General features: G+C 55.2%; 21 protein-coding genes and 13 tRNA genes. 1 reads left to right on the top strand and 33 read right to left on the bottom strand.

Annotated features, from left to right (window positions below; genetic code table 11):
• Positions 1–23: 23 nt before the first annotated feature.
• From NH461_RS02785 to NH461_RS02675, 23 genes are all read right to left on the bottom strand, one after another.
• Entirely contained in the window at positions 24–1,154 is a 1,131-nt protein-coding gene (locus NH461_RS02785) for a sodium ion-translocating decarboxylase subunit beta (protein ID WP_261601796.1), read from the bottom strand.
• Between the two features lie 9 nt (positions 1,155–1,163).
• The gene (gene oadA / locus NH461_RS02780; RefSeq protein WP_261601795.1) at positions 1,164–2,942 is read right to left on the bottom strand and encodes a sodium-extruding oxaloacetate decarboxylase subunit alpha; all 1,779 of its coding nucleotides are present in this window, start codon (positions 2,940–2,942) and stop codon (positions 1,164–1,166) included.
• 44 nt (positions 2,943–2,986) lie between these two features.
• Positions 2,987–3,226, bottom strand: a complete 240-nt coding sequence (locus NH461_RS02775) for an oxaloacetate decarboxylase subunit gamma (RefSeq protein WP_261601794.1) — start codon at positions 3,224–3,226, stop codon at positions 2,987–2,989.
• Between the two features lie 460 nt (positions 3,227–3,686).
• Positions 3,687–3,763: transfer RNA gene (locus NH461_RS02770), tRNA-Arg, on the bottom strand.
• 48 nt (positions 3,764–3,811) lie between these two features.
• A tRNA-Arg gene (locus NH461_RS02765) sits at positions 3,812–3,888 on the bottom strand.
• Positions 3,889–3,938: 50 nt separating this feature from the next.
• Positions 3,939–4,015: transfer RNA gene (locus NH461_RS02760), tRNA-Arg, on the bottom strand.
• 48 nt (positions 4,016–4,063) lie between these two features.
• Positions 4,064–4,140 (bottom strand) — tRNA-Arg (locus NH461_RS02755).
• A 50-nt stretch (positions 4,141–4,190) separates the two neighbouring features.
• Positions 4,191–4,267 (bottom strand) — tRNA-Arg (locus NH461_RS02750).
• A gap of 93 nt (positions 4,268–4,360) precedes the next feature.
• Positions 4,361–4,437: transfer RNA gene (locus tag NH461_RS02745), tRNA-Arg, on the bottom strand.
• A gap of 38 nt (positions 4,438–4,475) precedes the next feature.
• A tRNA-Ser gene (locus NH461_RS02740) sits at positions 4,476–4,568 on the bottom strand.
• A gap of 11 nt (positions 4,569–4,579) precedes the next feature.
• Positions 4,580–4,656: transfer RNA gene (locus NH461_RS02735), tRNA-Arg, on the bottom strand.
• Between the two features lie 52 nt (positions 4,657–4,708).
• A tRNA-Arg gene (locus NH461_RS02730) sits at positions 4,709–4,785 on the bottom strand.
• A 37-nt stretch (positions 4,786–4,822) separates the two neighbouring features.
• A tRNA-Ser gene (locus NH461_RS02725) sits at positions 4,823–4,915 on the bottom strand.
• Positions 4,916–4,926: 11 nt separating this feature from the next.
• A tRNA-Arg gene (locus NH461_RS02720) sits at positions 4,927–5,003 on the bottom strand.
• A gap of 52 nt (positions 5,004–5,055) precedes the next feature.
• A tRNA-Arg gene (locus tag NH461_RS02715) sits at positions 5,056–5,132 on the bottom strand.
• A 31-nt stretch (positions 5,133–5,163) separates the two neighbouring features.
• Positions 5,164–5,256, bottom strand: a tRNA-Ser gene (locus tag NH461_RS02710).
• A 224-nt stretch (positions 5,257–5,480) separates the two neighbouring features.
• A complete protein-coding gene (gene csrA / locus NH461_RS02705) occupies positions 5,481–5,678 on the bottom strand; it encodes a carbon storage regulator CsrA (RefSeq protein WP_036818084.1) in 198 nt (65 codons plus the stop codon).
• 86 nt (positions 5,679–5,764) lie between these two features.
• Entirely contained in the window at positions 5,765–6,961 is a 1,197-nt protein-coding gene (locus NH461_RS02700) for an aspartate kinase (protein ID WP_261601793.1), read from the bottom strand.
• A 58-nt stretch (positions 6,962–7,019) separates the two neighbouring features.
• Positions 7,020–9,644 carry an alanine--tRNA ligase gene (gene alaS, locus NH461_RS02695; protein ID WP_261601792.1) on the bottom strand — a complete coding sequence of 875 codons (2,625 nt, stop codon included), beginning with the start codon at positions 9,642–9,644 and terminating at the stop codon, positions 7,020–7,022.
• Between the two features lie 256 nt (positions 9,645–9,900).
• On the bottom strand, positions 9,901–10,362 hold the full coding sequence (gene recX, locus NH461_RS02690) for a recombination regulator RecX (protein WP_261601791.1): 462 nt from the start codon (positions 10,360–10,362) through the stop codon (positions 9,901–9,903).
• 170 nt (positions 10,363–10,532) lie between these two features.
• Positions 10,533–11,588, bottom strand: a complete 1,056-nt coding sequence (gene recA, locus NH461_RS02685; protein WP_261601790.1) for a recombinase RecA — start codon at positions 11,586–11,588, stop codon at positions 10,533–10,535.
• Between the two features lie 134 nt (positions 11,589–11,722).
• Positions 11,723–12,214 (bottom strand): nicotinamide-nucleotide amidase, encoded by a 492-nt coding sequence (gene pncC, locus NH461_RS02680; protein WP_261601789.1) that lies wholly within the window; start codon positions 12,212–12,214, stop codon positions 11,723–11,725.
• A 181-nt stretch (positions 12,215–12,395) separates the two neighbouring features.
• The gene (locus tag NH461_RS02675) at positions 12,396–13,019 is read right to left on the bottom strand and encodes a hypothetical protein (protein WP_261601788.1); all 624 of its coding nucleotides are present in this window, start codon (positions 13,017–13,019) and stop codon (positions 12,396–12,398) included.
• Between the two features lie 416 nt (positions 13,020–13,435).
• On the opposite strand from NH461_RS02675, the gene mutS reads away from it, so the two are divergent.
• A complete protein-coding gene (mutS, locus tag NH461_RS02670; RefSeq protein ID WP_261601787.1) occupies positions 13,436–16,009 on the top strand; it encodes a DNA mismatch repair protein MutS in 2,574 nt (857 codons plus the stop codon).
• A 78-nt stretch (positions 16,010–16,087) separates the two neighbouring features.
• Here the strand turns inward: mutS and rpoS are convergent, their stop codons facing one another.
• From rpoS to NH461_RS02620, 10 genes are all read right to left on the bottom strand, one after another.
• Positions 16,088–17,083, bottom strand: a complete 996-nt coding sequence (gene rpoS / locus NH461_RS02665; RefSeq protein ID WP_261601786.1) for an RNA polymerase sigma factor RpoS — start codon at positions 17,081–17,083, stop codon at positions 16,088–16,090.
• A 56-nt stretch (positions 17,084–17,139) separates the two neighbouring features.
• The gene (gene nlpD, locus NH461_RS02660; RefSeq protein ID WP_261601785.1) at positions 17,140–18,081 is read right to left on the bottom strand and encodes a murein hydrolase activator NlpD; all 942 of its coding nucleotides are present in this window, start codon (positions 18,079–18,081) and stop codon (positions 17,140–17,142) included.
• Positions 18,082–18,087: 6 nt separating this feature from the next.
• Positions 18,088–18,717 carry a protein-L-isoaspartate(D-aspartate) O-methyltransferase gene (locus NH461_RS02655; protein ID WP_410000088.1) on the bottom strand — a complete coding sequence of 210 codons (630 nt, stop codon included), beginning with the start codon at positions 18,715–18,717 and terminating at the stop codon, positions 18,088–18,090.
• Between the two features lie 2 nt (positions 18,718–18,719).
• Positions 18,720–19,469, bottom strand: coding sequence for a 5'/3'-nucleotidase SurE (surE, locus tag NH461_RS02650; RefSeq protein ID WP_261601783.1), 750 nt, complete (start codon positions 19,467–19,469; stop codon positions 18,720–18,722).
• Positions 19,450–20,514, bottom strand: a complete 1,065-nt coding sequence (truD, locus tag NH461_RS02645; protein WP_261601782.1) for a tRNA pseudouridine(13) synthase TruD — start codon at positions 20,512–20,514, stop codon at positions 19,450–19,452. The genes surE and truD overlap by 20 nt, the downstream gene beginning before the upstream one ends.
• Before the next feature lie 75 nt (positions 20,515–20,589).
• Entirely contained in the window at positions 20,590–21,063 is a 474-nt protein-coding gene (gene ispF, locus NH461_RS02640; RefSeq protein WP_261602813.1) for a 2-C-methyl-D-erythritol 2,4-cyclodiphosphate synthase, read from the bottom strand.
• Positions 21,063–21,761 carry a 2-C-methyl-D-erythritol 4-phosphate cytidylyltransferase gene (gene ispD, locus NH461_RS02635; RefSeq protein WP_261601781.1) on the bottom strand — a complete coding sequence of 233 codons (699 nt, stop codon included), beginning with the start codon at positions 21,759–21,761 and terminating at the stop codon, positions 21,063–21,065. The genes ispF and ispD overlap by 1 nt, the downstream gene beginning before the upstream one ends.
• An 81-nt stretch (positions 21,762–21,842) precedes the next feature.
• On the bottom strand, positions 21,843–22,115 hold the full coding sequence (gene ftsB / locus NH461_RS02630) for a cell division protein FtsB (protein ID WP_261601780.1): 273 nt from the start codon (positions 22,113–22,115) through the stop codon (positions 21,843–21,845).
• A 294-nt stretch (positions 22,116–22,409) separates the two neighbouring features.
• The gene (eno, locus tag NH461_RS02625; protein ID WP_261601779.1) at positions 22,410–23,711 is read right to left on the bottom strand and encodes a phosphopyruvate hydratase; all 1,302 of its coding nucleotides are present in this window, start codon (positions 23,709–23,711) and stop codon (positions 22,410–22,412) included.
• Positions 23,712–23,791: 80 nt separating this feature from the next.
• Positions 23,792–25,432 carry a CTP synthase gene (locus NH461_RS02620; protein WP_261601778.1) on the bottom strand — a complete coding sequence of 547 codons (1,641 nt, stop codon included), beginning with the start codon at positions 25,430–25,432 and terminating at the stop codon, positions 23,792–23,794.
• Positions 25,433–25,595 lie beyond the last annotated feature (163 nt).

Genomic DNA, 25,595 nt, shown 5'->3' with positions numbered 1-25,595 from the left:
TGGGTTCCCGGATATTTTTCGTGCTAGCCGACCAGAGCCAGCAAGATACCGGCCGCCACCGCCGAGCCCAGCACCCCGGCCACGTTCGGGCCCATGGCATGCATCAACAGGAAGTTATGCGGGTTGGCTTCCAGGCCAACCTTATTCACCACCCGGGCCGCCATCGGCACCGCCGAAACCCCGGCCGCACCAATCAACGGGTTGATCGCTTCTTTGCTGTAGCGGTTGAGCAACTTGGCCATCAGAACCCCGCCGCCGGTTCCGACGCTGAAAGCGACGGCGCCCAGCACCAGGATCCCCAGGGTTTCGAACTGGAGGAACTTGTCCGCTTCCAGTTTAGAGCCGACCCCCAACCCCAGCATGATGGTGACGATGTTGATCAACTCGTTTTGCACCGTGTTGGACAAACGCTCCACCACGCCGGACTCGCGCATCAGGTTACCCAGGCAGAACATCCCGACCAGCGGCGTCGCAGACGGCAGGAACAGAATGGTCATCAGCAGCACGGCCAACGGGAACAGCACCTTTTCAGTTTTGCTGACGTGGCGCAGCTGCTCCATCTGGATGGTCCGTTCTTCCGGGGTGGTCAGGGCTTTCATGATCGGCGGCTGGATGATCGGCACCAGCGCCATATAGCTATAGGCCGCGACCGCAATCGCCCCGAGCAGATCCGGAGATAACCGACTGGCGAGGAAAATCGCCGTCGGGCCGTCCGCCCCACCAATAATCGCGATGGACGAGGCATCAGCCAGGCTAAACTCCATCCCCGGCACCAGGTTCAGCAAAATCGCGCCGAACAGGGTGAAGAAGATCCCGAACTGAGCCGCCGCCCCCAGGAGCAGCGTTTTCGGGTTCGCAATCAGGGCCCCGAAGTCGGTCATTGCCCCCACGCCCATGAAGATCAGCAGCGGGAAGACCCCGGTTTCAATCCCGACGTGGTAGATGTAAAACAGCAACCCGCCCGGCTCGGTAAATCCGGCATTGGGAATATTCGCCAGAATGGCGCCAAAACCCATCGGCAACAGCAGCAAGGGCTCAAAGCCCTTACGAATCGCCAGAAACAACAGACCGGCACCCACCAGGATCATCACCAACTGGCCGAGCTCAAAGTTGGCGATCCCGGTTTCTAACCAAAGTTTCAATAAACCTTCCATGGTTTCCTCTTATGCCAGGCTCAGGATCGGAGAGCCGACCGCTACGGCGTCGCCTTCTTTGACATGCAAGTCCTGGACAACCCCACTGCGAGTGGCACGGATCTCCGTCTCCATTTTCATGGCTTCGAGGATCACCAGCACATCGCCTTCGGAAACCTGATGACCCGGCTGAACATTGATCTTAAAGATATTCCCCGCCAGCGGCGCAGCAACCGGCTCCGCCGAGGACGCTGCTGGAGCAGCTGAAGCAGTTGGAGCAGCCGGCTCGACAGAAGACAGCTCACCGCCCGGCCCCACTTCCACATTGTAGACCTGACCATTGACACGCACGCTGTAAGCTTCGACTCCACCGGTTGCAGCAGGCGCCGCTGCCGCTTGCGCAGGTACCGCTTCAGGCTCCGAGCCCGGTACCGGTTCAAAGGCCGACGGATTATTACGGTTTTTGAGGAAATTCAACCCCACTTGTGGGAACAGGGCATAAGTCAGGACATCATCAATTGACGCATCGGCCAATTTGATCCCGTCCGCCTTGGCTTTTGCCGTCAGCTCCGCCGTCAGGTTCGACAGCTCAGCTTCCAGCCGATCCGCCGGACGGCAGGTGATCGGCTCCGCCCCTTCCAGCACCCGGGCCTGAAGTTCAGCATTCACCGGTGCCGGCGTTGCGCCGTACTCCCCTTTCAGCACCCCAGCCGTTTCCTTACTGATGCTCTTGTAGCGCTCGCCCGTCAGCACATTCAGCACCGACTGGGTTCCGACGATCTGGGACGTCGGCGTCACCAGCGGAATGAAGCCCAAGTCTTCGCGCACGCGCGGGATCTCTTCCAGCACTTCATCAAAACGATCCGCTGCGCCCTGCTCCTTGAGCTGGCTTTCCATATTGGTCAGCATGCCGCCCGGTACCTGGGCCAGCAGGATTCGGGCATCCACCCCTTTCAGGCTGCCTTCGAATTTGGCGTATTTCTTGCGCACATCCCGGAAGTATCCGGCAATCGGCTCCAGTTGCTGGAGATCCAGTTTGGTATCGCGCTCGGTACCTTCCAGCATCGCGACCACGGTTTCCGTCGGGGTGTGGCCATAGGTCTGGCTCATCGACGAAATCGCGGTATCGAGAATATCCAACCCGGCTTCCACCGCTTTGATGGCCGTCGCCGTCGACAGGCCGGTGGTGGCGTGGCAATGCAGCGCCAGCGGTACATCACAGGAGGCTTTGATCCGCTTGACCAGCTCTTCGGCCTCGTACGGCTTGAGCAGGCCGGACATGTCTTTGATGCAGATTGAATGACAGCCCAAATCTTCCAAGCGCTTGGCAAGATCGGTCCAGGTATCTAAATTGTGCACCGGACTGGTGGTATAGGAAATGGTGCCCTGGGCATGCGCGCCGACATCAACAGTGGCTTTGACCGCACGCTCGAAGTTCCGGACATCATTCATCGCATCGAAAATCCGGAACACATCCATCCCGTTGGCGTGGGCCCGCTCGACAAACTTATCAACCACATCATCGGCATAGTGCCGGTAACCCAGCAGGTTCTGACCCCGCAGCAGCATCTGCATCGGGGTTTTCGGCATCGCCTGCTTCAGTGCCCGCAAACGTTCCCAGGGATCTTCCCCCAAATAACGGATACAGGCATCAAATGTCGCCCCGCCCCAGGTTTCCAGAGACCAGTAGCCGACATTATCGAGCTGCTCGGCAATCGGCAACATATCTTCAAGACGTAAACGGGTGGCAAAAAGAGACTGATGGGCGTCACGTAACACAACGTCAGTGATCGCTAAAGACTTGGACATGCTCACAAACTCCTTGTAATTAAAATCGTCCGGCAACCTGAATGTCAACGCTGACGGTATTGATGCACCGCAGCGGTGATGGCGGCCACAACATCCGCCTGGACACCAGGTTGAGTATTGGCAACGGCTGGCGCAGGCTGAGATGCCGGCAGGTCATCTTTGGGCGCGACTTTGGCGAGCAGTTGCACGAGAAAGATCAGAATGCTGAGAAAGGCAAAGACAACCACCATCCCGGTGATCATGATTGTCGCGGCCTCCCACAGCAGGCTACCTAAATCTGCCATTATTGATTCCTTTCATAACGAGTATTTGGCTGGCTAAGAATTAACACGAGCGGTCAAAATATGTCAAATTGATTCACAGTTTAAGCGCTGATATCTGCATTTAACCTCAATTTACGCCGCATTGGCATCATTTTGTTAACATAGTTGCGAAATCAACATAACACACTGAATTTCAATCGCTCTTAAGGCCAGGGCAGGAGCAGAGGGAAGCAGGAAGTACACAAGGGAAGATAAGGATATATCTCCAAAATACCCCAGCAACAGCAAATCAATAAACCAACATATGATTATTTACCAGTGGGGAACATCGAAAGTAAGCCAGTGCACACGATGACAGCGAGGAATCGATCAGCAATAGATCATCTCGTTACTTCATATAGCAAAATAAACAGTTCCGACTGATTTTCAAAATAAAGCGCAGAAAATAAAAAAGCCCGGCCAAAGGCCGGGCTTGATAAGATGGCGCGCTCGGGAGGATTCGAACCTCCGACCGCCTGGTTCGTAGCCAGGTACTCTATCCAGCTGAGCTACGAGCGCACGCTTAATCTCGGTATTTCGCAACGTCAGAGCGTTGCCAAAGCAATATGGCGCGTCCGGGAGGATTCGAACCTCCGACCGCCTGGTTCGTAGCCAGGTACTCTATCCAGCTGAGCTACGGACGCGCAGGCATTTCGATATCACAGTCGTAATATCAGGTCAGTGACCTTAAAGATGGCGCGCTCGGGAGGATTCGAACCTCCGACCGCCTGGTTCGTAGCCAGGTACTCTATCCAGCTGAGCTACGAGCGCACGCTTAATCTCGATGTGCCACAACGTCAGAACGTTGCAGATGTCATATGGCGCGTCCGGGAGGATTCGAACCTCCGACCGCCTGGTTCGTAGCCAGGTACTCTATCCAGCTGAGCTACGGACGCGCAGGCTTTTCGATATTGCAGTTGCAATATCAGGTCAGTGACCTTAATGATGGCGCGCTCGGGAGGATTCGAACCTCCGACCGCCTGGTTCGTAGCCAGGTACTCTATCCAGCTGAGCTACGAGCGCGCAGAATAATTTTGCTTGGGTCAGGAAAAGCCTAACCCCGATGTTGAAACAACATCGGTATTAAGTAACAGTCCGTTGATACTTAAAGGGAAATGGCGCGTCCGGGAGGATTCGAACCTCCGACCGCCTGGTTCGTAGCCAGGTACTCTATCCAGCTGAGCTACGGACGCGCAGGGTTTCTTTCTCAAGCATGACTTGAAGAGAAGAATGGCGGTGAAGGAGGGATTCGAACCCTCGATACGGCTATAAACCGTATACTCCCTTAGCAGGGGAGCGCCTTCAGCCTCTCGGCCACCTCACCACACGAAATAATGGCGCGCTCGGGAGGATTCGAACCTCCGACCGCCTGGTTCGTAGCCAGGTACTCTATCCAGCTGAGCTACGAGCGCACACTTAATTCGGTTTGTCAGACAGACGACTCCGTCCTGTCTGTAAAAATAATGGCGCGTCCGGGAGGATTCGAACCTCCGACCGCCTGGTTCGTAGCCAGGTACTCTATCCAGCTGAGCTACGGACGCGCAGGCATATTCTTGTTCCGGAAAACCGGACAAAGAATGGCGGTGAAGGAGGGATTCGAACCCTCGATACGGCTATAAACCGTATACTCCCTTAGCAGGGGAGCGCCTTCAGCCTCTCGGCCACCTCACCACACGAAATAATGGCGCGCTCGGGAGGATTCGAACCTCCGACCGCCTGGTTCGTAGCCAGGTACTCTATCCAGCTGAGCTACGAGCGCACACTTAATTCGGTTTGTCAGACAGACAACTTCGTCCTGTCTGTAAAAATAATGGCGCGTCCGGGAGGATTCGAACCTCCGACCGCCTGGTTCGTAGCCAGGTACTCTATCCAGCTGAGCTACGGACGCGCAATGCAAGGCCATTCATTCTGAAAAAGAATGGCGGTGAAGGAGGGATTCGAACCCTCGATACGGCTATAAACCGTATACTCCCTTAGCAGGGGAGCGCCTTCAGCCTCTCGGCCACCTCACCGTCTTGCGGGGGCTCATATTACTGCCACCCGAAAATAAGTCAAACACTTTATCGTCAAAAAATAACATTGCTTGCGCAGATGGATACTTAATAGCCAACCCGGCAATTTATCCAACGTCACTTGCACAATATCGCATTTGATTTCAATAAAATAACATAACGGGCGAGGAACACCAGCCTGCAATAATTACAAAAAAGGTCAGCCTAGGCCGACCTTTTCCGAATCAGTAGTTGCCCGATCCCTGTGAACCGGTTTCTTTTTCTGCTTGAATACGCATATAGATTTCTTCACGGTGCACAGAAACTTCTTTTGGTGCATTCACACCAATGCGAACCTGATTCCCTTTCACGCCAAGGACAGTAACGGTTACTTCGTCACCAATCATTAGCGTCTCACCTACGCGACGTGTCAAAATAAGCATTCGTGTGCTCCTTGAGTATTCTCAGTTTTATAAGCGTTTAATGTTTATTATCCAACAATATTTACGAATTCGTAAATATTCACTGCTCAAGAAACAGCGAGAAGCGGTCGATTATCCAGACTTTCGGCCTCGACCACAAACCTTTTATGGACAATATTAACAGCCAACTGTTGATCACTGTCGCTCACCAGCAGGGAGAGACAATGCGCGGAGCACAGATGCTGACGCACGGTGATACCGGCCTCCGCCAAGACAGCGCACACTGGATCCACCAGATCCACCACCCCATTTCCGACCAGCGACAACGTCGCAACGCCGGCCAGCGGTTGCATCTTATGCTCCAGCACCAGCTCCAAACGAGCCAATTGCTCGTTGGCTGTCACTAATTGCGTTGTCTGGATCGCGGTCGGTTGACACCAACACGCCAGACCAAACAAGTTGAGCTGATCTTGCAGCTCTGTAATCGGCATGGCCACTTCCAGCAAAGTTTGCTGGCCTTTCAGCGCCACCCCAACCACCTCAGTTGATACTCGCGAGTCGAAACTCACCAGTGTTCCGTTCCCCTCTTCAAACGAAGACAGGACCCTCAACGGGACACCGTTTTCTCGCGCATGCTCAACTGATTGTAATTGTAGCACTTTCGCGCCATTTCGTGCCATTGACGTCATATCGTCAAAATGCACGACGTCCAGACGACGAGCATCCGGCTCAATCCGTGGATCACAGGTATACACCCCGTCCACATCGGTAAAGATCTGACATTCATCCGCGTGTAAAGCGCCTGCCAGTGCAACGGCCGTGGTATCGGAACCACCGCGCCCCAGGGTTGTTATCTCCCTTTCGTCACTAATGCCTTGAAATCCAGCTACTATCACAACTTTGTCTTGTGCCAGTAACTGTTGAATAGGACGAGGATCAATATGGGTAATGCTTGCATCATTGAACGTACCGTCCGTTTCGATGCCAGCCTGCCAACCCGTCAATGACACGGCGGGCTGTCCCATCTTATTCAACATCATCGCGAGTAACGCCATTGAGACTTGTTCACCCGCCGACAAGAGAACATCAAGTTCTCGCGCTGCAGGCACAGCATCGATTTGCTGTGCAAGGCCCAGGAGACGATTCGTCTCACCAGACATAGCCGAAACAACCACTACCAGTTGATGGCCTTCACTTTTAGCTTTCATGACCCGCTTGGCTACAGCCTCAATTCGCTCAATCGAACCGACTGATGTTCCACCAAACTTTTGCACTATTAGCGATTCACGCGCAATCTGCGTCACTTTACTTCACCTTCCTGGGGCTTGTACCCCGTTGCTAAACATAGCGGTAAAGAGCGCCTTAGAGGCGCTCTGCGATCCATACCTGTGCAGATTCTAACGCAGCCGGAAGCGCTGATACATCAGAGCCCCCCGCCTGTGCCATATCCGGACGGCCGCCGCCTTTACCACCCACTTGCTGGGCCACCATGTTGACCAGTTCACCGGCTTTCACTTTGCCGATCAGGTCTTTGGTAACCCCTGCGATTAGTCCGACTTTGTCGTCGCTGGCATTCCCCAGCACGACAATACCGCTGCCCAGCTGGTTCTTCAGCTCGTCCACCATGCCACGCAGGGCTTTGTTGTCCGCACCATCCAGCTTCGCAACCAGTACTTTTACGCCGTTAATTTCTTGCGCTTGGTTGATCAGGCCCGCACTTTCCTGCGCCGCCAATTTGTCTTTCAGCTGCTGGATCTCTTTTTCCAGCTGCTTATTCTGGGCGACCAGTGCGCTGACTTTCGTAACCACCGATGCGCTGTCGGATTTCACCAGACCCGCAGTCTCTGACAGCAGCGCCTCTTGCGCATGCAATGCTTCAATCGCCGCAGCACCCGTGACCGCCTCAATCCGACGGATCCCGGCGGCGATCCCGCCTTCCGAGACAATCTTAAACAGGCCGATATCACCGGTGTTGCTGGCGTGAATACCACCACACAGCTCCGTCGAGAAGTCGCCCATACTCAGCACGCGCACTTCATCGTCATATTTTTCGCCAAACAGGGCCATCGCGCCTTTCTGCTTGGCCGCTTCAATGTCCATCAGCTCCGTTTCGATGGCATGGTTCAAACGGATCTGGGCATTGACCATCCGCTCAACCTCGCGCAGTTGCGCCGGCTTCACCGCTTCCAGGTGAGAGAAGTCGAACCGCAGTCCTTCTGGTTTCACCAGTGAGCCCTTCTGCGTCACATGCTCACCCAGCAGCTTACGCAGGGCTGCGTGCAACAGGTGCGTTGCAGAGTGGTTCAGGCTGATGGCCCCGCGACGCTCCGCGTCAACCTCGGCCACCACTGAATCGCCCACCCGCAGGCTGCCTTCACTCAGAGTGCCCTGGTGACCAATGGCATCGCCAAACTTCTGCGTATCAGCAACGCTGAACAGACCCGCAGCCGCTTTCAGGCTCCCGGCATCCCCGCACTGACCACCTGATTCGGCGTAGAATGGCGTGTTATCCAGCACCACCAGGGCTTCATCACCGGCCTGAATCGACTCGACCGCTTCACCGTTGTGGTACAGGGCAATCACTTCACCCTCACCTTGCGTGCCGCTATAGCCGCAGAATTCAGTATTCGCATCCACCTTAATGGCGTCGTTATAGTCAACGCCGAACTGGCCGGCTTCACGGGCACGCTGGCGCTGGGCTTCCATCGCATTGTTGAAGCCTTCTTCGTCAATCGTGAAGCCACGCTCACGGGCCACATCGTTGGTCAGGTCCGCCGGGAAACCATAGGTGTCATACAGCTTAAAGACGGTGTCGCCGTCAAGCTCTTTACCGTCAAGGTTATCCAGCGCCTCGTTCAGAATTGTCATCCCGCGGTCAAGAGTCCGGCCGAAGTTCTCTTCTTCGATCTTCAGCACTTTCTCAACCATCGCCTGCTGTTTCTTCAGCTCCGAACCGGCGGTGCCCATGATGTCAGCCAGCGGCCCGACCAGTTTGTAGAAGAACGCGTCTTTGGCACCCAGCTTGTTGCCGTGACGCACCGCGCGACGGATAATACGGCGTAGCACATAGCCCCGACCTTCATTCGATGGCATCACGCCATCGACGATCAGGTACGCACAAGAACGGATATGGTCCGCCACAACGCGTAGGGACTGGTTCGACAAATCATCATGACCAATCACTGCCGCAGCTTCTTTGATCAGGGTCTGGAAGATATCAATTTCATAGTTTGAGTGAACGCCCTGCATGATCGCGGCGATCCGCTCAATCCCCATCCCGGTATCAACCGATGGCTTCGGCAGCGGCTCCATAGTGCCGTCAGCCTGGCGGTTGAACTGCATAAAGACGTTGTTCCAGATCTCGATGAAACGGTCGCCGTCTTCTTCTGGTGTACCCGGACGGCCACCCCAGATATGCTCACCGTGATCATAGAAAATTTCAGTACATGGGCCACATGGACCGGTATCGCCCATCTGCCAGAAGTTGTCCGACTCATAAGCCTTACCGCCTTCCTTGTCACCGATGCGCACAATGCGATCCGCCGGAATGCCGACCTCTTTGTTCCAGATGTCAAACGCTTCATCATCGGTTTCGTAGACAGTCACCAGCAGACGGTCTTGCGGCAGTTTCAGAACGTCTGTCAGAAACGCCCAGGCATACTTGATCGCATCTTGTTTGAAGTAATCACCGAAGCTGAAGTTACCCAGCATTTCAAAGAAAGTGTGGTGACGGGCCGTAAAACCAACATTTTCCAGGTCGTTGTGTTTCCCCCCGGCACGAACACAGCGCTGAGCCGTCGTTGCGCGCGAGTAGTTGCGCTTTTCCAGGCCTAGAAATGTATCTTTGAATTGGTTCATACCTGCGTTGGTAAACAACAATGTCGGGTCATTGGCAGGTACAAGAGAAGAGCTTTCGACGATCTGGTGACCTTTGCTCTCAAAAAATGCAAGAAACGCGCGGCGAATCTCATCAGTGCTCATGTACATGGGAAAATCCTGAATAAATACTTTTATAAATACTGAAAAGTCGCGTCAGCGCGACTACAACCTGTCACCCACAACCCCGCTTCGGCACGGGATAAATATGCTGGTCAGGTTCTAAAATAAAATCTTTGCCGACCATTGTAAAACAAGGGTGGGGGCTACGGGAAATGTTATGTTAAGAATTGTTGTAAATTAGCCGGGTGGCCATCCGCCCGAAAGCGCCGATGACCCGCCGGTCAAACGGCAATTTCATGAAAAATCAGAAGGCTTCGTCATTGCCCAGGGCGTACTGGATCTGATCAAAGTCAAACCCCCGGTATTGCAGAAAACGAAAGCGCCGGGCTTTCTCTTTCGGGGTGTCGGCCGAACCCTCGCCAAACTTGCGTCGGGCAATGTCGCGGGCCTGCGTATACCAGTCATGCTCGCACGCATCCAGCGTCTGGCGGATAATGGTGTCATGGACACCTTTGAGCTTCATTTCCTGACGGATCCGCAGGCTTCCCCACCCCTTGGCGATCCCGCTTCGCAGCATCATGCCAGCATAACGGGCATCATCCAGCCAGTTGTAATCCTGACAATACGCAATCGCTTCAGCCACTTCCTCGGTACTGTAGCCCCGATTTTTCAGTTTCTGCCGCAACTCTTTTTCCGCGTGATCCCGGCGTGACAGATAACCGACGGCGGCCTCTTTCACCGTCTGTTTGGGTGGTGCTTTTTTCATCTCTCTCCCCTTCGAAACATTGCCCTGGCGTTCCGGCCGATAAATACAAAACGGGCCTTGTACCCAGTACAAAGCCCGTCAATTTTTCTCGCCGACGTCCAGCGTCAGCCTGTGATACATGCCTGTGAATTTACCGCCGATAACGAGGGCTCACTGCATGTGCTCGAGAATCAGAATGCCTGATCTTCTTCGCTGTCAACCGGCTCCGCCACATCCGCTTTTACATCCTCCGGCTTCACCGGCGTCAGCAGTAGGTCACGCAGTTTTTTGTCCAGCTCTTCAGCCAGCTCCGGGTGCTCGCCCAGGAATTTACAGGCATTGGCTTTACCCTGGCCGATTTTATCCCCCTGGTAGCTGTACCAGGCGCCGGCTTTTTCGACCATCTTGTGTTTCACGCCCAGATCCACCAGCTCGCCCAGGCGGTTGAAGCCCTGACCGTACAGGATCTGCGTTTCCGCTTGCTTAAACGGCGCCGCAATTTTGTTCTTCACGACCTTGATCCGGGTTTCGTTACCCACGACTTCATCGCCATCTTTGATCGCACCGGTACGGCGGATGTCCAGACGAACCGATGCGTAGAATTTCAGAGCGTTACCACCGGTGGTGGTTTCTGGGTTACCAAACATCACCCCGATCTTCATGCGGATCTGGTTGATGAAGATACACATACAGTTCGATGCTTTCAGGTTGCCGGTGATCTTTCGCATCGCCTGAGACAGCATTCGCGCCTGCAGACCCATGTGGCTGTCACCCATTTCCCCTTCGATCTCAGCTTTTGGCGTCAGGGCTGCCACGGAGTCCACAACCATGATGTCTACCGCACCGGAACGTGCCAGGGCATCTGCAATTTCCAGCGCCTGCTCACCGGTATCCGGCTGAGACACCAGCAGGTTATCAATATCCACACCCAGTTTCTGGGCATACACCGGATCGAGCGCATGCTCAGCATCGATGAACGCACAGGTCTTGCCCTGGCGCTGCGCGGCGGCAATGACTTCAAGCGTCAGCGTTGTTTTACCTGAAGACTCAGGGCCGTAAATCTCAACGATACGTCCCATCGGCAGACCGCCCGCGCCCAAAGCGATATCCAGCGACAGGGAGCCGGTAGACACAGTTTCAATATCCATCGCCCGGTTGTCGCCGAGCTTCATGATCGACCCCTTCCCGAACTGCTTTTCAATCTGACCTAACGCGGCGGCAAGAGCCTTCTGCTTGTTGTCGTCCATTCGACTCTCCAACGGATGCTTAAAGTAAAAAACGGAGCTTGTTTATGAAGCTTAGTATACTGTCTATTCATACAGTGTCCAGCACTGGATCAAAATTTTTTCGATCGTCCGGCCAGACAACAAGAAACTCTGATTTAGTCCAACTGCTGCAGACGCTGCAGCAGACCGGTGAGCGCCCTTTCGACGGCCTGGGTGCGAACCGCACGACGATCTCCGGTAAAATGGCAGGTTTCCGTGACAAGCCAACCCGTCTGATCCGCCCAGGCAAAACAGACGGTCCCGACCGGCTTGAGGGCGCTGCCGCCGCCCGGCCCGGCAATCCCGCTGACGGAGACACTGATCGCTGCCGCAGAATATACCAGCGCGCCGGTTGCCATCTGCGCAGCGACCGGCTCGCTTACGGCGCCATGCTCCGCCAGTGTCGCTTCGGTCACGCCGAGCATCTGTTGTTTGGCTTCATTGCTGTAGGTGACAAAAGCCCGGTCAAACCAAGCCGAGCTGCCGGCAATCTCAGTGATCGCCATCGACACGCCGCCACCGGTGCAGGACTCTGCCGTCGTTGCCATCCAGCCTTGCCGGTTCAGCGCTGTTCCCAGCTCCCGGGCCAGTTGCGCGATATCTGCCATCTGCTTGCCCACCTTTTGTAAAAGTTGGCCTCACCATACGCTGCCACCGCCCGGACAGCAAGCACCAGCCTAACCGAGCGTAACGAAGTTGGACCCCGTTCAAAATGGGCCAAGATAGAGGGGAGAGAGTTCGGCTTGCGAAAAGGCCAAGGTCGTATAAACCACCTTGGCATCGAGGAGGTTACAGCGACGGCTCCTGCCCGTTCGCAAGTTGGAACAGGAACATCGCGTCCCCTTGCTGCAACATATGAGGGAATTCCGCCTGGGCTTGTGCCAGCGTATACACTTCAACAACCGGTTCATCGTTGTTCTGAGTAAAGACCCGGGCATTCAGTTCCAGATTAATTTCGATGGTATAATCTCCCTGAGCATTCGTTCCCTCAACCGCAATCGATGTCGGCCATACCTCATCCGCGAGATCGAGTCCAACCACAGATGTCGCCGGATCCGGCAACACATAGGCAAACACATAGTGGGTACTGTCGACATCCTGCACGTACGCCAACACAGACAGCAAATTATCATTGACTAAAAATGAAGGAATATCCGTCCCATCAGGGGAGCACTGGTTCAGCCGCGTAAGATCGGAAGATGTATAGGCATAGATGTTCGCCCCTGTCGGCAGATAAATCCCCTGCCCGCTGTTATCACGCGTTTCTTGATGCTTCACATAACAAGTCGGAGAAATCTTGGACAAATCATAAGGGGACGTAGGGCCGGTTTTGCCATCTTTATTGTCATCGTCACTGCCGCACCCGGCCAACACCGCCAGTGACAACAACATAACTGCTGCTTTTATCTTCATCGTGATTATTCCTGATTGACGCGAGAATCGCACATATGCAAACGCGCACTCACAAAACGGCAATTATGCCATCAAACACATATTATTCAATCATCTATCGAAGATTGCCGAGCTGGGCGGCGCTGCCATCCTCGCTATCTCCCTCTGCCTGCTCCCGAGTCAGCTAAGTTCAGGGAACGCAGAAGCGCACCTTTCCTGATTGCTCTTTCGGAGTGCGATTTGATATCCTTCGGGGCTGTCTGTGGCCTGGCCGAAATCCGCCCACACACGTGTTGAAAGCGGCGCTGTCAACCTAAATGGTCCGAATGGCATCGCGCATGTATCGCACGGTGTCGCGCTCCTTCCTCAGACGATGACCATCGTGCTCCCACGGCTCCGACGACACCTGAAATCAGCATCATAGGAAATACAACACCATGACAACGAAAGATAATTTAACCAAACACACGCCTATGATGCAGCAGTACCTGAGGATCAAAGCCGAAAATCCGGAAGTGCTGCTGTTTTACCGCATGGGGGATTTTTACGAGCTGTTTTACGACGATGCCAAGCAGGCTTCCCAACTGCTGGATATCTCCCTCACCAAACGCGGCGCGTCCAATGGCCAACCCATCCCGATGGCCGGGGTGCCTTATCATGCCGTCGAAGGCTATCTGGCCAAATTGGTACAGCAAGGGGTATCAGTGGCGATTTGTGAGCAAATCGGCGATCCGGCCACCAGCAAAGGGCCGGTTGAACGTCAGGTGGTCCGCATCGTGACGCCGGGAACCGTGAGTGATGAGGCGCTGCTCAACGAGCGCCGGGATAACCTGATCGCCGCGATTTACCAGAACAGCCAGGGGTTCGGTTACGCCACGCTGGATATCACCTCTGGTCGCTTTATGCTGACCGAGCCGGACACCGAAGAAGCGATGCAGGCCGAGCTGCAGCGCACCAGCCCGGCCGAGCTGCTGTACCCGGAAGATTTTGCTCTGCCCGGCCTGCTGCAACCGTTTAAAGGCAATCGTCGCCGACCGGTGTGGGAATTCGATTTAGAAACCGCCCGCCAGCAACTGACGATGCAGTTCGGCACCCGCGACCTGGTCGGATTCGGCGTCGACAATGCCGAGCGCGGCCTGTGCGCCGCCGGCTGCTTGCTGCAATACGTCAAAGACACCCAGCGCACTGCGCTACCGCACATTCGGGCGATCACCCTGGACACCCGAGATCACGCCGTGATCCTGGATGCCGCCACCCGCCGCAATCTGGAGCTGACCCAGAATCTGGCCGGCGGGTTCGACAATACGCTGGCGTCTGTCCTGGATCAGACCGCGACCCCGATGGGCAGCCGACTGCTCAAGCGCTGGCTGCACCAGCCAATCCGAGATCAGAAACAGCTCAATGCCCGGTTGGATGCCATCAGTGCTTTTAAAGACACCGGACTGTTTACCGATGTGGCCGACGTCCTGCGCCATATGGGCGATCTGGAGCGGATCCTGGCCCGTCTGGCTCTGCGCTCTGCCCGCCCGCGCGATCTGGCCCGCATGCGCACCGCCCTGCAGCACCTGCCGGCATTGGCCGATGTACTGGCAGACAGTGCCCAACCTCGCATTGGTGAGCTGGCCCAACTGGCCGCGCCGATGGATGAACTCTGCGAATTGCTTGAGCGTGCCATCATCGACAATCCACCAGTGGTGATCCGCGACGGCGGCGTGCTGGCACCGGGATACAATGCCGAACTGGATGAGTGGCGGGATCTGGCCGACGGAGCGACCAAGTTTCTTGAAGAGCTGGAAGCCAGCGAACGCGAACGCCACGATCTCGATACCCTGAAAGTCGGGTTCAACCAGGTCCACGGGTTCTACATCCAAGTGAGTCGCAGCCAGAGCCATCAGGTCCCGAGCCACTACGTTCGCCGCCAGACCCTGAAAAATGCCGAGCGCTATATTATCCCTGAGCTCAAAGCGCACGAAGATAAAGTACTGAACTCCAAGTCCAAAGCACTGGCACTGGAGAAAAAACTGTGGGAAGAGCTGTTTGATCAACTGCTGCCGCACCTGGAAGCATTGCAAAATGCTGCCAATGCCCTGTCGGAGCTGGATGTGCTCACCAACCTGGCCGAGCGGGCAGACACGCTCAACTACTGCCGGCCACAGCTGAGCAAAACCGCCGGGATTGAAATCACCGCCGGGCGCCACCCGGTGGTGGAGCAGGTGCTGAGTGAGCCGTTTATCGCCAACCCAATCTCGCTGCATCGGGATCGCCGGATGCTGATCATCACCGGGCCGAACATGGGGGGTAAATCGACCTATATGCGCCAGACAGCCCTGATCGCCCTGATGGCTCATGTCGGCTCGTTTGTCCCGGCCGAAGCGGTCACGATCGGTCCGCTGGATCGGATCTTCACCCGGATCGGCGCATCGGACGATCTGGCCTCCGGCCGCTCGACCTTCATGGTTGAGATGACCGAAACCGCCAATATCCTCCACAATGCGACGCCAAACAGCCTGGTGTTGATGGATGAAATCGGTCGGGGGACCAGCACCTACGACGGTCTGTCTCTGGCCTGGGCCAGTGCCGAGTGGCTGGCGGATAAAATCGCCGCCATGACCCTGTTCGCGACCCATTACTTTGAACTGACCGAGCTGCCGTCGCTGATGTCTGCCCTGGCCAATGTTCACCTCGATGCCGTCGAACACGGTGACGAAATCGCCTTTATGCATGCCGTGCAAGAAGGGGCGGCCAGTAAGTCCTTTGGTCTGGCCGTTGCCAGTCTGGCCGGTGTTCCGAAACCAGTGATCAAACGCGCCAAAACCAAACTGCAGCAATTGGAAGCCAGCGGCCATCAACAAGCCGTGAATGTTCCCGGTACAGCACCGAAAGCCGAGCACCAGCTGACCCTGCTGCCGGAGCCCAGCGAAGTGGAAACGGCGCTGGCGAATGTGAACCCGGATGAGCTGACGCCGCGTCAGGCACTGGATGAACTCTACCGCCTGAAAGCCTTGCTGTAAGGGCCAAACCACTGCGATCAAAAAAGGGTTGATGCCAGCGCATCAACCCTTTTTGTTTGTCTTCAAGTGAATCTCGACTTACAACTGCTCTTGGTTAAACAGCGATTCGATATTCAGCCCCTGATGGGTCAGCATGTCGCGCAGGCGACGCAGCCCTTCAACCTGGATCTGACGGACCCGCTCCCGGGTCAGACCGATTTCACGGCCCACATCTTCCAGTGTGGATGCTTCATACCCCAGCAAACCAAAGCGACGCGCCAGCACTTCACGCTGTTTCGGATTCAGCTCTTGCAGCCAGGTCACAATCGAGGCTTTGATATCATCATCCTGCGTGGACGTTTCCGGTCCGCCGCTCTTCTCATCCGGGATAATGTCCAGCAGTGCTTTCTCCGAATCACCGCCGATCGGGTTGTCCACCGAGCCGACCCGCTCATTCAGGCGCAGCATCCGGTTGACATCATCGACTGACTTATCCAGCTTCAGCGCGATGTCTTCCGCAGTCGGTTCATGATCCAGCTTTTGCGCCAGCTCACGAGCTGTCCGCAGATAAACGTTCAGCTCTTTCACCACATGAATGGGCAGACGGATCGTCCGGGTCTGGTTCATGATCGCCCGCTCGATGGTTTGTCGGATCCACCAAGTGGCATAAGTTGAGAACCGGAAACCGCGCTCAGGATCGAACTTCTCCACCGCCCGGATCAGGCCCAGGTTCCCTTCTTCAACCAGATCCAGCAGCGCCAGGCCCCGGTTGCTGTAACGCCGGGAAATCTTCACCACCAGGCGCAGGTTACTTTCGATCATCCGCTTGCGGGCAACCTCATCCCCCCGGAGCGCGCGGCGAGCATACAAGACTTCCTCTTCCGCGGTTAGCAAAGGGGAAAAGCCAATCTCTCCCAAGTACAACTGAGTCGCATCCAGGGCTTTCTGCGTGCCGCCGTATTGCGAAATATCGACATCATCGGTCGTCGTGTCTTCCTCAGCGGCTGCTTTGGTCTCGATCTCCTCCGCATCTAATTCCATATCTTCTTCAAACTCGAAGTTGTCGATATCGGTCGCTGCATTGCTTCTACTCATAGCGCCTCCCAGATGGCGAGTTAGCAAAACATAGCAAAGTTACGGTGCCATGTTGTCTACTTGGGTAGGTACCGCAACGGGTTCACGGACTTACCTTTGTAACGGATCTCAAAATGCAGACGGACACTGTTGGTGCCACTGCTGCCCATGGCAGCAATTTTCTGTCCGGCGTGGACCGTCTGCTGCTCCTTGACCAGTATGGTGTCGTTGTGAGCATAAGCACTGAGATAGTCATCGTTGTGCTTAATGATCACCAGGTTGCCGTAACCACGCAGTGCATTTCCCGCATAGACGACGACCCCTGCGGCCGAGGCTTTCACGGTTTGTCCCCGCTGACCGGCAATATCAATTCCCTTATTGCCGTTTTCAGTATTGGAGAACTTCCCAACCACACGCCCTCGAGTCGGCCATGACCAACTGGTCACCTTGTTACTTACCGGTCCCTTTTTTGTAACAACTTTGTTACTTTTGGAATTTTGAGAGTACTCTTTTGTGCGAGCCTGATCAACATCTTTATTGCTCGTTTTTTGTGCTGTCTTGGCCTGTTTTGGCTCATTTTTTGCCACAGGCGGAACCGGCGTCGGCTTAACAGCTGGGGGCGGGGCTGGTTTCACTGTGGGCTTGACTGGGGTACTGACTGTTTTTTCTGGGATTTTTACAGCCGGTACGGTACCGGGCTTGCCAAAGGCAGGGGCGACATACTTTGGCTTCCACAGCTCTAGGGATTGCCCCGGGTAGATGGTGTAGGGCGGGGTCAGTTTGTTGTTGGCAATAATCTCTGCCACATCACGGCCGGTGATGTAAGAGATAAAGTACAGGGTATCGCCCTTTTTCACCTCGTAATAACTACCACGGAAACTGCCGCGTTCCAGGCTTGCATAATCTTTTCCGATGCTGGTCACCGGTGCCGGTGAATGGTTGCTACAGGCCGACAGCAGCAACACCAGGGCTGCTACCGTTGTTTTTTGCCAAGCTACAGAGTTCACCGCCACCTTCATCGTTCGCTATGCCAACTCTCCGGCAATTAACGGCACGAAGCGGACGGCTTCGACATCGAGGTAGCTGAACTCATCGCCCTGACGCACAATCTGCTTAAGGACCTGAGACGCCTCACCGACCGGAATGATCAGCCGTCCCCCTTCTGCCAACTGGGACAATAGCCCCAGCGGAATACGCTCGGCAGCCGCCGTCACGATAATGGCATCAAACGGCCCCTTACTCGGCCACCCTTGCCAGCCGTCACTGTGCTTGGTCGAGATATTATGCAGATCCAGTTGCTTGAAGCGACGCTTGGCCTGCCATTGCAGGGCCTTGATCCGCTCCACCGAATACACATGCTCCACCAGGTGCGCCAGAACCGCGGTTTGATAACCCGAGCCGGTACCGATTTCCAGCACCCGGGAATCCGGCTTCAGAGCCAGCAGCTCGGTCATTTTGGCAACGATATAAGGCTGCGAGATCGTCTGTCCATTGCCAATCGGCAGGGCATTGTTTTCATACGCTTTATGCGATAGCGCTTCATCGATGAACCGTTCGCGGGGAACCGCATCCATCGCCTTGAGGACCCGCTCGTCACGGATCCCCAACTGATGCAAAAATGTCAGCAGACTATGCCGCTCTTCCACATAGCGCATCCTTACTTGCTCTCCCCTTGCTCAAGCCATTGCTGCATACCCGCAAGCGCATCATGGGCCGTCAAATCCACCTGCAGCGGCGTGATCGACACCTGATTGTGCTCGATGGCATAAAAGTCGGTGCCCGGACCGGCATCCTGGCAGGCCCCCGGCGGTCCCAGCCAGTAAATAGCTTTGCCGCGTGGATCCGTCTCTTTAATCATTTTCTCAGCCCGGTGGCGTGCGCCAAGCCGGGTGATTTGCCACTCGCCCAGTTGCGACAGCGGCACATCCGGCACATTGATATTGAGGATTTTATTGGACGGCAACGGCTGCTCAGCCAGCTTAGCCACAATATCTTTCACCACATGCGCAGCCGTGGCGAAATAACGCGAGCCCACCAGCGAGACAGCAATCGCCGGCACCCCGAGGAAGTGCCCTTCCGTTGCCGCTGCCACCGTTCCGGAATACAGCACGTCATCGCCCAGGTTGGCACCGTGGTTGATCCCGGCGACCACCAGATCGGGACGGTAGTCCAGCCACTCATTTAAGGCGAAGTGGACACAGTCGGTCGGCGTGCCTTCGACAGAAACCCGCCGCGTGCCTTCTTCTCGGATCCGCAGCGGCGTTTCCAAGGTCAGCGAGTTTGACGCGCCGGAGCGGTTGCGATCCGGTGCCACCACCGTGACTTCCCCGAATGCTTCTAATGCGGTTGCCAGGGTGTTGATCCCTTCTGCAAAAATACCATCGTCATTACTGATCAAAATGCGCATGGCTGCCATCCTCTCGCTCACGTTCAATCATTAATTCTCTGACCACTGCAGTAGCAAAGCAGCCGGCCGGCAGGGCAAAAGATACGGTGATCGTATCCCCTTGTTGCTGCCACGCCATTTGCTGAGGTTGCAGCAACAACGGGCGACGCTCATGGCGCATCCGGTTATCGCGGATCAGCTTCAGCAGCAGCGGCTCCTGCTCCACCACGGCCATTTCAAATGCTTCGGCTTCCGCTGTGGTCGGCAGGACATTGTCCCCCATCATCGGCGCGGTAATGGCCAGCTCACCCCGATCCACCTGCGCCTGAACGTCGGCACTGACAGCGTCAATCACCTGATCCTGTCCACCAGCCGCAGCCTGCAGATAATCGCCGGCCAGGAGCGTGTGTACCTGACCTTGGGCGATCCGGGCTGAGAGCGCCTGATTAAACAGCCAGGAGCGTGCCGCGGACAGATAAAAGCTGCGCTTGCTCTTGTCGCGAACGCGGAATTCATCGTTGCCCCAGCTCCGCGCTTTCACCACGTTGTTACCGTGATGGCCGAAACGCTGCTCCCCAAAATAGTTCGGCACGCCCCGGGCGGCAACCTGCTCGAGGCGGGCGATCACTTCCTGCGGCTGATCCAGCTCAGTCAGGCGCAATTCAAACCAGTTGCCTTGCAGATCGCCCGGGCGCAATTTTTTATCGTGACGCGCCGTTTCCAGGATTTCGACCCCCGGATGGGTGGCTTCGAATGCTGACAAATCCGGATCCGGCTTGCCCGGCAGGTGAACGCTGAGCCACTGCTCGGTCACGGCATGACGATCTTTCAGTCCGGCCCAGCTGACATCGCGGGATTTCACGCCGCACGCTTTGGCCAGTTCATTTACGACGTACTTGGTGTTTTCCCCGGTCTTGCGGATTTTCACCATAAAATGCTCACCGGTTCCGGCAAACGTATACCCCAGAATTTCATTCACCACGAAATCCTCAGGCTGAACCTTCAAGCGCCCCTGACAGGCAGGCTTCCCATACAACCAGCTAAAGCCGTCCATAATACTAGACATACAAACACCATTTAGAGGCAGCAGCACACTGCTGCAATCCAGCTGACCTTCACAGCCAGCTGCTATTCATTATCATTATTGTTGATGGATCAGAACGACCGCTTCACAAGCAATCCCTTCTTTGCGACCGGTGAATCCCAATCGCTCCGAGGTGGTCGCTTTGACATTGATATTACCGATGTCCGTTTCCAGATCCGCCGCAATCGCCTGGCACATGGCCTCAATGTAAGGGGCCATTTTCGGCGCCTGGGCAATAATCGTCACATCCAGATTCCCCAGACGATACCCCCGAGCCTTCACTTTACTATAGACATCGCGCAGTAAGAAACGACTGTCGGCACCGGCCCATTCGGCATCGGTATCCGGAAAATGACGGCCAATATCCCCGGCGCCAATCGCGCCGAGCAATGCATCACACACGGCGTGCAGGGCGACATCCCCATCCGAGTGAGCGATCAGCCCCTGCTCGTACGGAATCGCCACGCCACCAATAATGACCGGCCCTTCACCACCAAACTTGTGTACATCAAAACCGTGTCCAATGCGAATCATGGCTCGTCCTTCATCAATTGTTGTAAATAAAATTCAGCCAGGGCCAGATCCTCCGGCTGAGTGACCTTGAGGTTATCCAACCGCCCCGGAACCAACCGGGGTTGTAAACCGCAAAACTCGAGTGCCGAGGCCTCATCAGTGATCACCGCGCCTTGCGACAGCGCGTACTGGAGTGAATCGCGCAATTGTTTCACCCGGAACATCTGCGGTGTCAGCGCATGCCAGAGATCATCCCGGCATACGGTTTCCGCAATGCCCTGACGGCCATTGCCTCGCTTCATGGTATCGCGTACCGGCGCTGCCAGGATCGCCCCACAGTCGCTGCCATGGGCCGAGGTGATGAGTTTGTCCAGATCGGTCCGGCGCACGCACGGCCGGGCCGCATCATGTACCAAAACCCAGCTGGCCTCATCTTCAATGGCCGCCAGCCCGGCGAACACCGAATCGGCTCGCTCGGCACCGCCGTCCACCACCGTGATACGCGGATCATCCGCCAGCGGCAAGGTGTGAAAATAAGGGTCCGCCGGACTGATTGCCACAATCACACGGCGAATCGCCGCATGGCTTAACAGGCGGTCCAGGGTATGTTCTAAAATTGTTTTGCCTGCAATGTGCAGGTATTGCTTCGGACGGTCCGCCGCCATGCGGCTGCCGATCCCGGCCGCAGGTACGACAGCGGTGATTTGTTCAGTCATGAATTCAGGTATCGCTTTTCGCTGATTACTTCAAGGGTTCATCCTGCGGCGCTGCTGTATCCACCAGCCCGGACGCGACGGCTATTCGCCGACGATCCGAAAGAAGGTTTCGCCCGGCTTGATCATGCCCAGGCCATTTCGTGCCCGCTCTTCCACCGCTTCCTGGCCGCGGTGCAAATCGTGGATTTCGGCGTACATCTGCTGGTTACGCTGCGCCAGCTCAGCATTGGCCTGTTGTTGCAACGCCACATTATCTTTGGCTGCCAGATAATCGCCCATGCCGTTTTTCCCCAGCCAGAAATCGTACTGCAACCATGCCAGTGTCATCAGTAGCGCGACAATGAATAAACGCATACGGCTCCCATGCTCATTCGTGTTTTGCACTTTCGGGGACCCCCACAGTGATCATTGTCATCAATCAGCAGGGTCATTTAAAAAATAGTCCTAATAATCCCATAAAGCGCTGAGTGTGACTAGGGCCAGTTACCGTCAAACCGCTCAGAACAGAGCGGACACACCGGCGGATAACAGATTGAGCCACAAGTCATTCATCTCGGCAGGCCGGGCTTCAGACGAAAAAAAACCGCCTGATACAGGCGGTTTTCTCATTGCGGATGACCGAAAGCCATCCGGGATTCAACGTATGAATTACGCTTGGCCTTTCACTTCTTTCAGACCGTTGTAAGGGGCTTTCTCGCCCAGCGCTTCTTCGATACGGATCAGCTGGTTGTATTTCGCAACACGGTCAGAACGGCTCATAGAACCGGTTTTGATTTGGCCCGCGGCAGTACCCACAGCCAGGTCAGCGATGGTCGCATCTTCAGTTTCACCAGAACGGTGAGAGATAACCGCCGTGTAACCCGCATCTTTTGCCATCTTGATCGCAGCCAGCGTCTCAGTCAGAGAGCCAATTTGGTTGAATTTGATCAGGATAGAGTTAGCGATGCCTTTCTCGATGCCTTCTTTCAGGATCTTGGTGTTGGTTACGAACAGATCGTCACCGACCAACTGGATTTTGTCGCCCAGCAGCTCAGTTTGGTGCTTGAAGCCGTCCCAGTCAGACTCGTCCAGACCGTCTTCGATAGACACGATTGGGTACTCTTCAACCAGACCTGCCAGGTAGTGGTTAAACTCTTCAGAAGTGAAGATCTTGCCTTCACCTTTCATGTTGTAGTTGCCAGCTTCTTTGTCGAAGAATTCAGAGGCCGCACAGTCCATCGCCAGCGTCACGTCTTTGCCCAGCTCGTAGCCAGCCAGTTCAACAGCTTCTTTGATTGCAGCCAGGGCAGCAGCATTGGATTCCAGGTTCGGCGCGAAACCACCTTCATCACCAACAGCTGTGCTCATGCCTTTCGCTTTCAGAACTTTCGCCAGGTTGTGGAACACTTCAGCACCGATACGCAGACCTTCTTTCAGCGTCTTCGCACCGACAGGCTGGATCATGAATTCCTGGATATCAACGTTGTTGTCTGCGTGCTCACCACCGTTGATGATGTTCATCATTGGCAGAGGCATAGAGAATTGACCCGGAGTGCCGTTCAGCTCAGCAATGTGCTCGTACAGTGGCATGCCTTTGGCAGCAGCAGCAGCTTTGGCGTTCGCCAGAGAAACCGCCAGAATAGCGTTCGCACCGAAGTTAGACTTGTTTTCAGTACCGTCCAGGTCAATCATGATCTGATCGATATCAGCCTGAGCTTTCGCATCCTTACCCAGCAGTGCTTCAGCAATTGGGCCGTTCACAGCTTCAACAGCCTTCAGAACACCTTTACCCAGGAAACGAGACTTGTCGCCGTCACGCAGTTCCAGCGCTTCGCGAGAACCAGTCGATGCACCCGATGGTGCAGCAGCCATACCGACGAAACCGCCTTCCAGGTGAACTTCTGCTTCAACAGTTGGGTTACCACGTGAATCGATAATTTCACGACCTAGAACTTTAACGATCTTAGACATTATGTTTCCTCTTGCTTTATCTTCAATTTAAAAGCTAAAAAAATAGCTGTAGCACTTTTTGCCACAGCTATCCGTAATCCTTACTTATTCAGCTCACCGCGCAGGTTATCGCCTGCCGCTTTCACAAAGCCTTCAAACAGCGGATGGCCGTCGCGAGGCGTTGAAGTGAACTCAGGGTGGAACTGAGCCGCCACAAACCATGGGTGGTTCGGGATCTCGATAATTTCCACCAGTTTCTTGTCTGCAGACAGACCCGAAATTTTCAGACCTGCTTTCTCCAGTTTCGGCAGCAGGTTGTTATTCACTTCGTAACGGTGGCGATGACGCTCGTGAATCGTCGCGTTGCCGTACAGCGCACGGGCTTTCGAGCCTTCTGCCAGGTGACACAGCTGAGAGCCCAGACGCATGGTGCCGCCCAGATCCGACTTCTCGGTACGCTCTTCCACGTTGCCTTCGCTGTCAACCCACTCGGTGATCAGACCAACCACCGGATATTTGGTCTCAGCGTTAAATTCTGTCGAGTGCGCGCCTTCCATGCCGGCTACATGACGGGCAAATTCAATCAGCGCCACTTGCATGCCCAGGCAGATCCCCAGGTATGGGATCTTGTTCTCACGGGCGTATTGCGCTGTCGTGATCTTCCCTTCGACACCACGACCACCGAAACCGCCAGGAACCAGGATTGCATCCAGGCCTTCCAGCACTTCAGTGCCTTTCGACTCCACATCTTGTGAATCGACGTACTTGATGTTGACTGACAGACGGTTTTTCAGGCCCGCATGTTTCAGGGCTTCGTTCACCGACTTGTACGCATCCGGCAGTTCGATGTACTTACCGACCATCCCAATGGTCACTTCAGCCGTTGGATTGGCTTCTTCGTAGATCACCTGCTCCCATTCCGCCAGGTTTGCTTCCGGTGCGTTAATGCCAAAGCGCTGACAGACCAGATCATCCAGGCCCTGAGCCTTGATCAGTTGTGGGATCTTGTAGATGGAATCGACATCTTTCATTGAGATGACCGCTTTTTCCGGCACGTTACAGAACAGTGCAATCTTGGCACGCTCGTTTGCCGGGATCATGCGGTCAGAACGGCAAATCAGCACATCCGGCTGGATCCCGATCGACAGCAGCTCTTTCACCGAATGCTGGGTTGGCTTGGTTTTCACTTCACCGGCAGCAGCCAGGTAAGGCACCAGCGTCAGGTGCATGAACATGGCGCGCTCGCGGCCCAGTTCAACCGCCAGCTGACGGATGGCTTCCATAAACGGCAGGGACTCGATGTCACCCACAGTACCACCGACTTCGACGATCGCCACATCATGGCCTTCGGCACCGGCGATCACACGCTCTTTGATTTCGTTGGTGATATGCGGGATGACCTGGATAGTCGCACCCAGATAGTCGCCACGGCGCTCTTTACGCAGCACGTCCGCATACACGCGGCCAGCCGTAAAGTTGTTGCGCTTGGTCATTTTGGTGCGAATAAAACGCTCGTAGTGACCCAGGTCAAGGTCGGTCTCTGCACCGTCTTCCGTTACGAATACTTCACCGTGTTGAATCGGGCTCATGGTGCCTGGGTCAACGTTGATGTAAGGGTCTAGTTTCATCATGGTCACTTTCAGACCACGTGCTTCTAGAATCGCTGCCAGAGAGGCTGCAGCAATACCTTTACCTAGAGAGGATACGACCCCGCCCGTAACAAAAATGTAATTCGTCGTCATGTTTTACCTGGAAGATTGGTATAGAGGATATAAAAAGTATCTGGACGGGAAATTAGTATACCAGACACACTTTATCGCCACAACGTGAAAACTATCACAGCATTGGCAGTTTTTTTTTGTCTCAAATCAAAGATCCCCGCGGGTACAGACATCAGGGACCCCA

This window comes from Photobacterium sp. TY1-4 (genome assembly GCF_025398175.1).
Classification (GTDB): domain Bacteria; phylum Pseudomonadota; class Gammaproteobacteria; order Enterobacterales; family Vibrionaceae; genus Photobacterium.
Note: the sequence above shows the minus strand (reverse complement) of the source record. Positions and strands in the feature narration are given on the sequence as shown.

Coding starts and splice junctions, on each gene's coding strand:
- NH461_RS02785 (WP_261601796.1), bottom strand. CDS start 1,154: ATGGAAGGTTTATTGAAACTTTGGTTAGAAACCGGGATCGCCAACTTT.
- oadA (WP_261601795.1), bottom strand. CDS start 2,942: ATGTCCAAGTCTTTAGCGATCACTGACGTTGTGTTACGTGACGCCCAT.
- NH461_RS02775 (WP_261601794.1), bottom strand. CDS start 3,226: ATGGCAGATTTAGGTAGCCTGCTGTGGGAGGCCGCGACAATCATGATC.
- csrA (WP_036818084.1), bottom strand. CDS start 5,678: ATGCTTATTTTGACACGTCGCGTAGGTGAGACGCTAATGATTGGTGAC.
- alaS (WP_261601792.1), bottom strand. CDS start 9,644: ATGTACATGAGCACTGATGAGATTCGCCGCGCGTTTCTTGCATTTTTT.
- recX (WP_261601791.1), bottom strand. CDS start 10,362: ATGAAAAAAGCACCACCCAAACAGACGGTGAAAGAGGCCGCCGTCGGT.
- recA (WP_261601790.1), bottom strand. CDS start 11,588: ATGGACGACAACAAGCAGAAGGCTCTTGCCGCCGCGTTAGGTCAGATT.
- pncC (WP_261601789.1), bottom strand. CDS start 12,214: ATGGCAGATATCGCGCAACTGGCCCGGGAGCTGGGAACAGCGCTGAAC.
- NH461_RS02675 (WP_261601788.1), bottom strand. CDS start 13,019: ATGAAGATAAAAGCAGCAGTTATGTTGTTGTCACTGGCGGTGTTGGCC.
- mutS (WP_261601787.1), top strand. CDS start 13,436: ATGACAACGAAAGATAATTTAACCAAACACACGCCTATGATGCAGCAG.
- rpoS (WP_261601786.1), bottom strand. CDS start 17,083: ATGAGTAGAAGCAATGCAGCGACCGATATCGACAACTTCGAGTTTGAA.
- nlpD (WP_261601785.1), bottom strand. CDS start 18,081: ATGAAGGTGGCGGTGAACTCTGTAGCTTGGCAAAAAACAACGGTAGCA.
- NH461_RS02655 (WP_410000088.1), bottom strand. CDS start 18,717: ATGCGCTATGTGGAAGAGCGGCATAGTCTGCTGACATTTTTGCATCAG.
- surE (WP_261601783.1), bottom strand. CDS start 19,469: ATGCGCATTTTGATCAGTAATGACGATGGTATTTTTGCAGAAGGGATC.
- truD (WP_261601782.1), bottom strand. CDS start 20,514: ATGTCTAGTATTATGGACGGCTTTAGCTGGTTGTATGGGAAGCCTGCC.
- ispD (WP_261601781.1), bottom strand. CDS start 21,761: ATGACTGAACAAATCACCGCTGTCGTACCTGCGGCCGGGATCGGCAGC.
- ftsB (WP_261601780.1), bottom strand. CDS start 22,115: ATGCGTTTATTCATTGTCGCGCTACTGATGACACTGGCATGGTTGCAG.
- eno (WP_261601779.1), bottom strand. CDS start 23,711: ATGTCTAAGATCGTTAAAGTTCTAGGTCGTGAAATTATCGATTCACGT.
- NH461_RS02620 (WP_261601778.1), bottom strand. CDS start 25,432: ATGACGACGAATTACATTTTTGTTACGGGCGGGGTCGTATCCTCTCTA.